The following is a 13,499-nucleotide window of genomic DNA, read 5'->3' as shown; positions in this document are numbered from 1 at the left end:
TTCAAATTCAGTTGTTATTTTCTTTCGAAACTTAGTGAAGAACTTTTCTGCCTCTGCTAATTTGTATTAAATGGTTACAATATTTATTTTATTATATGCCAAATGAATTAAAAAGTAATTTCTAACTTGTTAGTCGAAAGATTTGAATATGAAATAAAAAAAGCTGCCATTTTAAGGCAGCTTTTCAATAAAAAATTGAATATGTTATTCAAACACAAATGAACCAAACTTTATACTTTTTCCATCCTGTGCATAAGAAGCATATCGTTTACCGGTTTTTGCAATCAGTCTTGGTACAATAACAAATCTTGCATCTTCATTTTTAAACATTGGATATTTTTCATAGCTGCCATCACTGTATAATGTTGCAAGCACAGCCTGACCTTTTGGTGTTAGTACAGGATTATTTTTAAGTTCTTTTGTTTTTTCAGCTACTTTGTTTTCTAAGTTTGCTTTGTTATCGTTATAAATAATTTTTAATTTATTTGCGTCAACAAATGTTGCAATTGAATGATAGTATCCTTTATCGTCGGAGCTGTTCTGGTTTTTAGGAATTCTTATCTGCCAGTCTAAAACACCTTCTTTTGTTACACCACTTATTAAAAGATCATTGTAATAGTAGTAATCTATCTTGGTTTCTTCTTTAGTTCCCGGAGCAATAATTGTTGTCGATTTTGTGTATTCCTGTTCTGCAATAAAAGCAAATCCGCCATTTTCAAAGAAAATCATATCTCTAATAACATAGTTAAAATATTGATCAGGTGTTTCGCCATTTCTTTGCTGACTGAATTCTGCAGAAAGTTCTTTGCTAAATAATTTAATAGATTTTTTTGGATCCATAACATCAGCTTTTAAGGTTCTTGGATTTATTTTCCTGAAAAAAGATCCTGAAAACTCATTTGCGATTTTAACTGATTTGTTAGCAAAGAATCCGGTAATCACGATGTCATCATTTTTATCTAAACCAAAAACAGCATGAGTTGCATTGTATTTGTCAACAGTAATAGGGAAAGGATGGAATTCTTTTTTCTTAACAGTATAAACCATCATGGTAAACTCACTTCCTGGTCCTGTTGTGGTTTTCTTTTTATCTGCAACTTTTTCTAATTTAATCAGCATACAAATGTCGCCTGCTTTTGAAACTTTTGATTGAATAACTTCAAATGATCTGTCTTTTAGTGGTAATTCAAGTGAACAATTTAATTCTTCAACTAAGTCAGAATTAATAATTTTATATGAAAAAGGTTCGGCATTATATTGAGCAAATGTATTGTGAAAGCTTAATAATATCTTTCCGCCTTCCATTAATTGGAAGTTAAAACCATCAGAGTTTGAATTACTTACAGGTATACTTCCGATTTCTTTGGGTTTATTTTTTAAAAATCCTTCATTATTTAAATATGAAACATATAAAATTTTTCTGCTACCATTTACTAATGAAGTGAAAATAATTACTTTGCCATTTAAATAAAATAGTTCTTCGTAATGTGTTGGACTTCCCCCAACAGTTGGCATAATAATCTGGTTTGAAGATTCACGTGCATTTGTAGTGGTAGAATAATACTCTAACCAAAGATTTTCTTCATTAACTTTTAAAATCCCTTCACTACGTATAGCAAAAAAACCATCTTTATCTGAGCCAATAATTTTTTGATACCAATTGTTTTTTGCAAGGTCGTTTGATTGTCCCCAGTCCATTTCAAGGGTTTGGGCCAGTAAATTTGAACCTGCAAAAGCTAAAGTTAACAAAAGGAAGAATTTCACTGCTCTCATAGTTGAAATTATTTATAGTTTTAACAATTAAATTTTTTACGAAAGTATAAAAAATCTGAAATAAATCTCATTTTTTAATCTTTTTACTGTTATTTCTTTCTTTATTGGCTAGTTGACCGCAGGCAGCATCAATATCTTTTCCTCTGCTTCGTCTTAATTTTACATTTAAATTTTTAGCATAAAGCGTTTTCAAAAATAGTGCCGTGTTCTCTGAAGTTGATTTCTGGAAAGGTAAATCATCAACTGGATTATATTCAATAATGTTTACTTTACTTGCAATATGACTACAATAATTAATAAGTGCTTTTGCATCGTCAAGGCTATCATTAATACCTTTAAGGAGAAGATATTCAAATGTTACTTCTTTTTTTAATGTGTTAGTATAAAACTTTAGAGCCTGAGCAATTCTTTCAAGAGTATATTTATTTGCTACCGGCAATAATTCTTGTCTTACTTCGGGTTTGGCTGTATGCAACGAAAGTGCAAGGTTTACCTTAATATTATCTTTTGCCAATTGTTCAATTTTATCGGGGATTCCTGCTGTAGAAATGGTTATTCGTTTTGATGAAAACCCCATAGCTTTTTGTGAGGTAATCCAATTTATTGCCATTAATAAATTTTCATAATTTAAAAGTGGTTCCCCCATGCCCATAAAAACTATGTTAGTTAATGGAAGATCGTATTGTTTTTGAGATAATTCTGAAAGTAAAAAAGCTTGATCATATATTTCACCGGCTGATAAATTTCTGTTAAATCCAAATTTTCCGGTTGCACAAAATTTACAACCTAAAGCACAACCTACCTGAGAAGAGATACAAGCAGTTACCCGTTTATCAGAAGGAATTAGAACCCCTTCGACTGTTTGGTTGTCAAAAAGCGTAAATGCTACTTTTATTGTATTATCATCAGAAAATTGCTGGGTAGTTATTTTTGCAGCATCGATAAAATATTTTTTAGATAAAACTTCCTGTAGATTTTTTGATAAGTTTTTCATTTGATCAAACGATTCAACACGATATTTCCAAAGCCAGTCAAGAATCTGGTTTGCTCTAAATGCTTTTTCGTTATTACTTTCTAAAAATTCAATAATAGAATCACTAGAAATTGATCTGATATTTTGCATGGTCCAAATTTAATTCAATTTAATGTTTAAAAACTTAAGATTGGTAAATTGCTTTCAAAAATTCTTTGAAAACCCTTTTAGAATGATTTAATTTGTAAAAATTTGTAATTGAAAAATCTTATATTTTAAGAAAATGACAAAAAAATTATTTGTGTTTTTTATTGCTTTATTCATTGCTTTTACCAGTTCGGTTAAAGCTGATGAGGGGATGTGGATTTTGTCTTTAATTAACAAAAACTATGACGATATGCGTCGTCAAGGGTTGAAGTTAACCCCTGAAGATATTTATAATATTAATAAAGCAAGTTTAAAGGATGCTATTTGCGGATTAAGTAATGAGAGTTATCCAATGGGTTTTTTCTGTTCTGCTGAAGTAGTTTCTGCACAAGGACTTTTATTTACCAATCATCATTGTGGTTTTGATGCAATTCAAAATCATAGCTCTGTTGAACACGATTATTTAACCGATGGTTTTTGGGCAATGTCAAAAGATCAGGAATTATCAAACGAAGGAGTTTGTGCCTCATTTCTTGTAAGAATAGAAGATGTTACCGATAGGGTATTAAAAGATATTACCGAAGATTTTTCTTATGAAAAAAGACAAGCAGCAATAGAAAAGATTATAAAAGAAATTGAAAAGGAAGCTAAAACTGGTAATGGTTATAATGTTGAGGTAGTTGATATGTTTGCCGGGAATCAGTATTTCTTGTTTGTTTTTGAAACTTTTAAGGATGTAAGATTAGTTGGTGCACCACCTTCATCAATAGGAAAATTTGGCGGTGATACTGATAACTGGATGTGGCCCAGACATACCGGAGATTTTTCTATTTTAAGAGTTTATTCAGGTCCAGATGGGAAACCAGCAAAATATTCAAAAGATAATATTCCTTATCAACCAAAACAGTTTTTGCCTATTTCTTTAAAGGGTCAGGAGAAAGGCGATTATGCTATGGTTATTGGATTTCCCGGAACAACTGAGCGATATTTAACTTCTTATGGTGTAAAAGAGCAGATGGAAGTGTTAAATCCGGCAGCAATTAAAATTCGTACAAAAAAGCTTGAATTGATGAAAGAAGATATGGATGTATCTGATAAAATAAGAATTCAGTATGCTTCAAAATATGCTCAGACTGCAAATTACTGGAAATATTTTATTGGTCAGAACAAAGGATTAAGAAGATTAGATGTTATTGGAAAAAAGCAAACATTAGAAAAGCAATTTACCGATTGGGTAAATGCTTCACCCGAACGTCAGAAATTATATGGAAATGTTCTTTCTACAATCGAAAAATCATATTCTGATACTAAAGAAAAATCCTTGGCATACCAATATGTATCTGAAGCTTTATTTCAGGGACCAGAATTAGTGTTATTTCCATTTCAATCTATGCAACTTTATCAGATTTTGTCAACTGAAAAACCAGATGAACAGGCTATAACAACTACTGCTCAAGAAATAAAAATAGCAGCTAAAGCTTTTTTTAAAGATTATAATCAATCAACAGATAAGAAAATATTTATTGCCCTTTTAAAAATGTATTATGAGGACTTACCACAAACCTACCATTTAGAGATATTTTCAACAATACAAAATAAATTTAAAGGCGATTTTAATAAATTTGCCGATGAGGTGTATAAAAAATCGATTTTTGCCGACGAAGAAAGATTTAATAAATTTTTAGATAAGCCTTCAAAAAAAATAATTGAAAATGATTATGCGTTTGACATTGCTCGTCAAATTGTTATGCGTTATTACAGTTTAGAAGGGCTAGAGTCTGATGATGCTAAAAATGCAAAAAGACTATTTGAGAAAGGTATTATGGAAATGCAGACAAATAAATCTTTCTATCCTGATGCTAATTCAACAATACGATTAACATATGGCACAGTAGGTGATTATAAGCCTACTGACGCTGTGTCATATCATTATTATACTACCTTAACCGGCATAATGGAGAAAGAAGATCCTAAAAATGACGAATTTGTTGTTTCTCCAAAACTAAAAGATCTTTATAATAAAAAAGATTTTGGTCAGTATGCTGCAACAACAGGCGAGATGCGTGTTTGCTTTACAACAAATAACGATATTACCGGCGGAAATTCTGGTAGTGCTGTAATTAACGGAAATGGAGAACTTATAGGAATTGCATTTGATGGTAACTGGGAGGCAATGAGTGGCGATATAGCCTATGAAAACACATTGCAAAAGTGCATAAACGTTGATGTACGATATGTTCTTTTTGTAATAGATAAATTTGCCGGTGCAAAAAATCTTATTGATGAAATGAAATTAGTAAAATAAAAAATCTTGCAGTCAGGTCGAAAGACATGACTGCAAAACATAGTATGTTAGGTCTTTCGACCTGACAGTAACAAAAATATTTTTCATATCTTTGCGTCAAATTATTTTATATGTTTGACTTACATCTAAATTTTCGTGAAATATTCTCAGCATTCATGGTACTTTTTGCTGTAATTGATATTACAGGATCTTTACCAATTATTATTGATTTAAAGCAAAAGCATGGAAAAATTGATGCATTAAAGGCAGCTTCATTTGCATTAGGTATTATGTTGCTTTTTTTCTTTATTGGCGAACCTTTATTAGGTATTTTTGGAGTTGATATATATTCTTTTGCTATTGCCGGTTCACTTGTTGTGTTTTTTGTTGGATTAGAAATGGTTTTAGGAATTGATTTTTTTCGTGGTAGTACACCGGCAGGAGTAAGTATTGTTCCTATCGCATTTCCTTTAGTTGCTGGTGCAGGAGCTATTACATCCATGCTTTCTTTAAAAGCAGAATATCATGCTGCCAATATTTTAATTGCATTAGTGTTAAATATGGTTATTGTGTACGTTGTTGTTAAATCTGCGGAATGGTTCGAGAGAATTATTGGAAAAGCTGGAATTATGATATTAAGAAAATTCTTTGGTATAATTCTTTTGGCAATTGCAATTAAATTATTTCTTACAAATACCGGAATTCATATAACACATTAATTTCTCTTTTTTTATAGTTGAGAATAATTGTTATATTTGAATAGATTTTAATTATTGACAAATGATTTCATTAATACTTGCCGATGATCATTCTTTATATATTGATGGACTTGAATTGTTGTTGACAAAAGGGGATGATTTTAAAGTTGTTACAAAATGTAATTCGGGAGCAGAAGCCATTTCAGTTTTAAAGAAGAGAAATTGTGATATACTATTGTTAGATCTTCACCTTACAGATATGACTGGTCTTGAAATTGTGGAAGAAATTCAAAAATTTAAACCAGAGCAAAAAATATTAATGCTTACCCATCAGAAAGGCAGTAGATTTTTAAGTAAACTAGAAAAACTTGGAATCAAGGGTTATCTTCTTAAGAATATTACAAAAGAAGAATTAATTAAGGCATTGAAAATAGTATATGAAGGTGGAACTTATTTTTCTGAAGGCATTCAAAATATTACAAAAGAGGAAGATTTTTATATCAAATCATCAGTTATATTAAGCGGTGATACACCTGAAATAATGCTTACTGCGAGGGAAAAGGAAATTTTAGTTTTTGTTTGTAATGAATTAAGTAGTGCCGAAATTGCTAAAAAATTATTTATAAGTATTGGCACAGTTGATACTCATCGAAAAAACATTCTGCAGAAGTTGGGGATTTCAAATACAGTTGGATTAGTAAAATATGCATTGAAACACGGTCTGCTTAATACTGAGGAATAGTTATAAGAATTTCGGCTCCACCTTTTTCTGCGTTTCTAAATTCAATATTCCCTTTAAGTAATTTTATGAATTTTTTGCTAACACTTAGACCTATTCCGCTTCCACTTATCTGACCTTTTAGTTCATTAGTTTCAATATCATTTAGCTGCGATAATATTTCATGCTTAAAACCTGCACCATAATCTTTAACTAATATTTTGCATGTGTTATTTATAATGTTAGCTTCAATATTAATAATGTTTTCTTTTGGTGAAAATTTAACAGAATTATTTACAATATTTCTTATAATAAAGTAAATCATTAATTTGTCAGATTTGATTATATCTTCTGTGAGTTTATTATAATTAATTTGAATTTGCTTAAATGTTGCAAGAGGTTGATATAATTTAATAATATCAGAAATAACAATATTTAAATGTATTTTATCAATATTTGGTTGTAAATGAATTTTTTGAACTCTTGCCCATTGCAAAATGTTATCTAGTAAATCTTGAAGTGGAATTACAGCTCCGTTTATGCTGGTTAGTGCACCCTGAAGCTCTTCTTTGCTTTTTTGCTCAATTGATTCGAGAGTTAAATTTGTATAATTAATAACAGAAGTTATTGGATTGTATAAGTCGTGAGATAACATACTTATAAGCTGATCTTTTGTTGAGTTTGATAAAGTCAGGTTTTCTTCAGAATCAATTAATTCTTTATTTAAAGTTTTAAGTGTGGTATTTTGATTTTTTATTTTATCATTTATTAGTGCAAGTTGTTTACTGAGTTTTTGTTTTGTTCTGAATTGAATGAAAATAAATACTCCTACCATTAGAATTATCAATGATAGAGAAGCAAACAATAATTTTTGTTTTCTTTCATTTGCAATACGGGTAGATTTTAATTCATTGTCTTTTGTTAAAATAACATTTTCTTTTTCTTTTTTATCTGTTTCATATCTTACTTTTAAATTTGCAATTTCTTCGTTATTTTTTTCAGAAATTATTGAGTCTTTAAGCTGGGTAGATTCTTTAAATGTTTCATAGGCTAATTTAAAATTTCCCTGTTCCTTGTACATGTATGATAAATCAAAATAAACATCCTTCTGAAGTCTGATAGATTTTTGTTCTACTGCCATTGCTAATGCTTCATTGTATATTGAAAGAGCTTCGTTGAATAGTTTTTTTTCAACATAAATATCGCCAATATTTGATAATGTTGACACCAATGAGGTGTATTGTTTATATTTTGACTTGCCTTCTTTAGCTTTAAAGAAATATTCAAGTGCTTTATCGTATTTTTTAATGTCTTTATATATATTACCTATATTATTTTCAAGATTAGCAATGTTAATTTCATTTTGCTCATTCTTTTCTTGCTGGTAATATTCAAGTGAATTAAAATAACATTTTAAAGATAATTCAAATTCATTTTTGTTTCTGTAAACCATTCCCATATTTCCAGTAACCATTGCAATTCCATGTTCATCTTTTATTTCTGCAAACTTATCTCTTGCTTTTATGAAATAACTTAATGCTTCATCAAGTTTTTCTTGTTGGTTATAAATTAGTCCGATAAGATTAAGATCGCTACCAGCACCATCTTTATTATTAATTTTCTCGTCCAGTCTTAAAGCCTCTATAATAATCTTCATAGCTTTAACAAACTCACCACGCTCAGAATAAATATACCCTTTTTCTCTTAGAACATAGGATATACCTTCATAATAATTATGTTTTCTTGAAATTTTTAATGCAGAGTCAAGGTAAATAAGAGCAGAATCAAAATTGTTTTGTGGTGTGTTATAGTACTTGTCATATAAATTAAATACTTGATTTATTATTGTAGAATCAGGTTGAGAAAACAAGTTTGTTAAATTTAATTGAATTATGAATAAAATCAATAAAAATTTTCTCATTTGAATATACCTATTTACAGTATTGCATAATATCAAAAATAGGGATAATTTTGAAATATTCACAAAAAGCATGTTTTTTAACATAAAAAAATATAATTCACTCACCTTTATTTGCTTGCAAATTATATTTGGTTTTACAAATATATTCGCGCAAAACAATTCTTTGGTTTTAAACGGAGCTTTTATAAAACTCAATAATGGCTCATATGCAAATCCAGTGTATTTGGTTATAAATAGTGGGCAATCAACTGCAATAACACGAAATAGTGGACATATTATTTCTGAGAAAGAAGGTAATTATGTGCAATTAAATACTGCTGATGTAAATTCTAATACTGATTTTGTAATTCCATTGGGATATAGTAATACTGACTATTTACCAGTTACAATTCACAAAAATTCAGTTGGTAGTGGTGTAGGTCACGTTAACAATGCTTCGCCAATAGTAGTTTCTACATGGGGAACTCCTGCAAATAATGTTGATTGGGCAAATTCGGTTACAAATATGATAGGATTAGCAGGAATAAACGAATTAAATTCTGTGATTGATAGATGGTGGCAAGTGCTTGCTGGTACTAATGTAAGTGCTACTTTTGATGTAACTTACCGTGGAGTTGAAAATACTACTTCAAACCCAACTGGAACTTTTAATGCACAACAATATGACGATCCTACAGATATTTGGCTTTTATCTACTGGTTCGGGTGCGGGTGTTACAACAGGAACTGGTGCAGTTAATAATATAGATTTAATACCTCATGGATTAAGTGTAAGTACGCCTTTTATTTTATCTTGTAATTTGTCACCGCTTCCAATTGATCTTATTAGCTTCACGTCAAATTGTACTGATAATGTGATGAATATTAACTGGACTACAGCTTCAGAAATAAATGTTGTTAATATTGAGTTGCAAAAATCTTACGATTTAAGTGTATGGACTACAATTTATACTGCTTTGCCATCAAATAAGATTTCAATTACTAATTATAGTTTCTCTGATACTGAGATTAGCGATAAAGTTATTTATTATCGTCTTAAAACTAACAATAATGACGGAAATTTTGATTTAAGTGAGGAAATTTCAGCTACACCATGCGGAGTAAATGCTGATTTTTTAAATGCTTTTTCAGATGGAAATACAATTCAGATACATTCAGTTTTTCAAAACTCAAGCAATGTGAATTATTCATTATTTGATATTCAAGGAAAATTAATTACAATAGGAAATTTTAATGCTAATACTGGAAATCAGCTTTATTCAATTACTTTAGAACAAATTGCAAGTGCAATTTATCTTTTTAGAGCAGAAAGCTCTACAACAATGTGTAATCAAAAATTATTAATAACTACCCCATGAAAACAAGAAATCTTTTAACGGTTTCGATAATCCTTGCAATTGTGTTTATTGTTTTTACATTAAATGTAAAGGCGCAAAACATTGGGATTAATAGCACAGGAGCTACTCCTAACAGTTCTGCAATGCTCGACATAGATGTTTCAGCTTTGGCATCAAAAAAAGGTTTGCTGATACCTCGTATGACAAATGCTGAAAAAACGGCTTTAGTTACATTACCTGAAGCAGCACAAGGATTGATGATATATCAAACTGATGGCATTCAGGGATTTTATTATAACACAAGCACAACAACTACACCAAGTTGGAATTATCTTCCTCCTTCCACTACTGGTGGATGGTCAACAACTGGAAATTTGGGAACTGATCCTACAATCAATTTTATAGGTACAATTGATAATAAAGATTTGGTGATTAAAACAAATAACTATGAAGTAATGCGCATTACTACAAGCGGAAAAGTTGGTATTAACGAAAGTAACCCTAATTCAAGTTTACAGATAAAAACTTATGCAAATGGAATTATTACTAACCCATTTGATGGAATTAAAATTCAATCTCCATTAAATACTAATTATAATAGAGGCACTCTTTTGGGGATTGAAGATGGTTCTATTTCTGGTGTTATGGGTCAAAATGCACAACTTTGGAATTTTGAACCTGGTTTTTTGCGTTTTGGCACACAAGACGTTGAACGAATGAGGATTGATAAAGATGGTTGGTTTGGATTTAATGAACCAAATCCAGTTAGTGTTCTAACTGTTCGTCCTTATATTAATGGTGTTGGAGCATCTTATGATGGAATTCGCATTATTCATCCAACTTATGCTTCAAATACAACTAATGGATTATTATTAGGGGTTGATATAATGGGAAATAATGCAGCATTAACTTATTTTCAAACTGGCGATTTAAATATCACTGCAAATGCTGGTAATATGAATTTTGCAACAAATGGATTTGACCGAATGAAAATTACAACTTTTGGACAAGTTACTATTGGAAATACAAATCCTTTAGCAACGCTTTCAATTCAAGATAATGTTGGTGTTCAACCAGGCTTAATGGTAACAACTCCTTTTTTAGCTCCAGGTTCAAACGGAATGTTATTTGGTTTAAATCAATGGGCTCAAAATAATGGAAAAATATGGAATTATATGTCCGGCGATATTGAAATAGGTACAAATGGTAATGAAATAATTAGATTGAGTAGTAATGGTAAAGTTGGAATTGGAACCACTTCGCCACAAGAAATACTGCACGTTGTTGGTAACACAAGAATATCATCTTTGGCTGGAGGTACAACTCGTGTATTGCAAGCGGATGCTAATGGTACAATTGTTGCTCTTGCGGATGGGACTCCTTCGCAAGTTCTTTTAGGCACTGGGGTGTGGGGTCCTGTGCCTGGTTCAGGAAACGATTGGTCGCTTATGGGTAATGGAGGAACTATACCTGGAACCGATTTTATAGGAACATATGATGTAAATGATTTAGTTTTTAAAACAAATAATACAGAGAGAATAAGAATAATGTCTGGTGGAAAGGTAGGAATAGGTACAAATAATCCATTGTCTGAATTGCACGTTGTTGGTAACACAAGAATTTCATCTTTATCTGGTACTGGAAACAGAATGATCCAAGCTGATGCAAATGGAACTTTAATTCAAATGACTGCAGGTGCTGCTTCGGAAGTTTTGTTAGGAACAGGAGTCTGGGGAACAGTACCTGGCGCAGGAAATGATTGGTCGCTTACTGGAAATGCAGGCACAAATGCAACTGTCAATTTTATTGGAACAACGGATAATACTGATTTAGTTTTTAGAAGAAATAATTATTTGTCAGGACTTATAAACAACTCGGCTCAAAACACATCATGGGGTTATGGGGCATTGAACGAAACTACTACGGGAATCTCGAATACAGCAATAGGGAATTCTGCTATGCATAATATTACAAATGGGAATTACAATACCGCAATAGGCGTTAATGCACTTCATTATATGGAATCCGGAAGTAATAATTCCGTATTTGGTGACGGGGCACTTTTTAATAATCAAAGTGGTTCCAGAAATACTGTTCTCGGACAAAATGCATTGTTTTTTAACTCTAATGGAAAAAGTAATACAGTTATAGGGGTTAATGCACTTTACGCAAATATTAATGGCAATTATAATACAGCTAGCGGAGATAGTGCAGGATTTAATTCATTAGGTTCCAATAATATTTTTGTAGGTTTTCAGTCAGGTGATAATTTAACAATTGGAAATAAAAATATAATTATTGGAGATAGAATTGATTTACAGTCTTCAACAGCAAGTAATCAACTAAATATTGGAAATATAATTTTTGGAACTAACATTAATGGAATAGGTACAAATATGAGTACAGGAAATATTGGAATTGGTAAAAAAGATCCCCAAACCAGATTAGTTGTAAGCAGCATAACTGACCGACCAAATTATATTGGCCAGATTAGATGTATGGATGATGCAAATTTAATCCGGTCTCTAAATTTAGGATTTCAAAATACTGATTTTGCTGCCTTTATACAAACTGATAAAGCTGGTGTCGATCCATTTTATCCATATTTGCTATTACAGCCAAATAATGGTAACGTTGGAATAGGAACCTTTACTCCATCACTTTCTGCCAAATTAGAAATTGCAGGGCAAATAAAAATTACAGGGGGATCTCCTGGCTTAGGCAAGGCTCTTGTTTCTGATGCCACAGGATTAGCAAGCTGGCAAACTTTAGCAGGTTTAGGAACAGCCTGGGGATTATCGGGAAATGCAGGAACAGTAGCTGGTACAAATTACATAGGAACAACCGATGCGATTGATTTAGTTTTTAAAACAAATAGCATAGAATGGATGAGGGTAATGTCAGGAGGTAATATAGGAATTGGAGTAGCAGGACCTTCTCAGAAATTACATGTTTTAGGAAATGTTTATGCTGAAAGTGGAGGATACAAAGTATTTAATGCCACAAATGACTTATACCGAAGTTCAGTCGGTAAATATGGAGGTGTAGCAGCTTTTGATTTTAATAGTGTAAGTACTGCTTCAGGTATTGTGTTAGAAAATGGAGAAACTGAAAGTGGTGGTTTTTATGCAGATGGTGATATGGCTGGAATTTGGGCTCCAGGAGATAACGATTTGCTGAAATTATGGGATGAAGATGGAATGATATTAAGGGCAAGATTAGATGGTTCTGGAAATTGGTATGCATTAACAAACAATGCAACTTCAGATGCACGATTAAAGAAAAATATTCGCCCTTTAGAATCTTCATTAAATAAAATATTATCACTTAATGGAAAAGTGTTTGATTGGAGAGAGGAAATATTATTCAAAGGAGAGATCGATGCTGGAAAGCCAGTTTCATATGATGAACTGAAAAATAAAATAGGATTTATTGCTCAGGAATTAGAATTAGTTCTTCCAGAGGTTGTAACAATAAATAAAAATACTGGTTATAAGGCGGTTAATTATGAAGCTATAATACCAGTTGTAACCGAAGCAATTAAAGAACAACAAAAACAAATAGAAGCTTTAAAAACAATAGTAGCAGAGCAACAAAAACAAATAAATCAACTTCTTAAAAATTAACCCTCGATTATATCAGCCAAAAG

At 31.1% G+C, this 13,499-nt stretch carries 8 protein-coding genes; 5 read left to right on the top strand and 3 right to left on the bottom strand.

Annotated elements, in window-relative coordinates:
* Positions 1 to 204: 204 nt before the first annotated feature.
* Together HY951_16235 and rlmN are read right to left on the bottom strand one after the other, a co-directional pair.
* Positions 205 to 1,773, bottom strand: coding sequence for a hypothetical protein (locus HY951_16235; GenBank protein MBI5541610.1), 1,569 nt, complete (start codon positions 1,771 to 1,773; stop codon positions 205 to 207).
* 67 nt (positions 1,774 to 1,840) lie between these two features.
* Positions 1,841 to 2,896, bottom strand: coding sequence for a 23S rRNA (adenine(2503)-C(2))-methyltransferase RlmN (gene rlmN, locus HY951_16230; GenBank protein ID MBI5541609.1), 1,056 nt, complete (start codon positions 2,894 to 2,896; stop codon positions 1,841 to 1,843).
* A gap of 133 nt (positions 2,897 to 3,029) precedes the next feature.
* Between rlmN and HY951_16225 the strand changes: the two genes are divergently transcribed.
* From HY951_16225 to HY951_16215, 3 genes are all read left to right on the top strand, one after another.
* The gene (locus HY951_16225; protein MBI5541608.1) at positions 3,030 to 5,198 is read left to right on the top strand and encodes a S46 family peptidase; all 2,169 of its coding nucleotides are present in this window, start codon (positions 3,030 to 3,032) and stop codon (positions 5,196 to 5,198) included.
* Positions 5,199 to 5,308: 110 nt separating this feature from the next.
* Positions 5,309 to 5,896, top strand: coding sequence for a MarC family protein (locus HY951_16220; protein MBI5541607.1), 588 nt, complete (start codon positions 5,309 to 5,311; stop codon positions 5,894 to 5,896).
* Positions 5,897 to 5,957: 61 nt separating this feature from the next.
* Positions 5,958 to 6,617: a response regulator transcription factor gene (locus HY951_16215; protein ID MBI5541606.1), complete on the top strand. Its 660-nt coding sequence runs from the start codon at positions 5,958 to 5,960 to the stop codon at positions 6,615 to 6,617.
* Here the strand turns inward: HY951_16215 and HY951_16210 are convergent.
* The gene (locus tag HY951_16210; protein MBI5541605.1) at positions 6,601 to 8,514 is read right to left on the bottom strand and encodes a tetratricopeptide repeat protein; all 1,914 of its coding nucleotides are present in this window, start codon (positions 8,512 to 8,514) and stop codon (positions 6,601 to 6,603) included. The two genes, HY951_16215 and HY951_16210, sit on opposite strands and share 17 nt — an antisense overlap.
* Positions 8,515 to 8,677: 163 nt before the next feature.
* On the opposite strand from HY951_16210, the gene HY951_16205 reads away from it, so the two are divergent.
* Together HY951_16205 and HY951_16200 are read left to right on the top strand one after the other, a co-directional pair.
* Complete coding sequence (locus HY951_16205; GenBank protein ID MBI5541604.1) at positions 8,678 to 9,871, top strand: T9SS type A sorting domain-containing protein; 1,194 nt, start codon at positions 8,678 to 8,680, stop codon at positions 9,869 to 9,871.
* Complete coding sequence (locus HY951_16200; protein ID MBI5541603.1) at positions 9,868 to 13,476, top strand: tail fiber domain-containing protein; 3,609 nt, start codon at positions 9,868 to 9,870, stop codon at positions 13,474 to 13,476. Before HY951_16205 ends, HY951_16200 begins: the two co-directional genes overlap by 4 nt.
* The last annotated feature ends 23 nt before the right edge of the window (positions 13,477 to 13,499 follow it).

The organism is Bacteroidia bacterium (assembly GCA_016218155.1).
Taxonomy (GTDB): Bacteria; Bacteroidota; Bacteroidia; order Bacteroidales; family GWA2-32-17; genus GWA2-32-17.
Note: the sequence above shows the minus strand (reverse complement) of the source record. Positions and strands in the feature narration are given on the sequence as shown.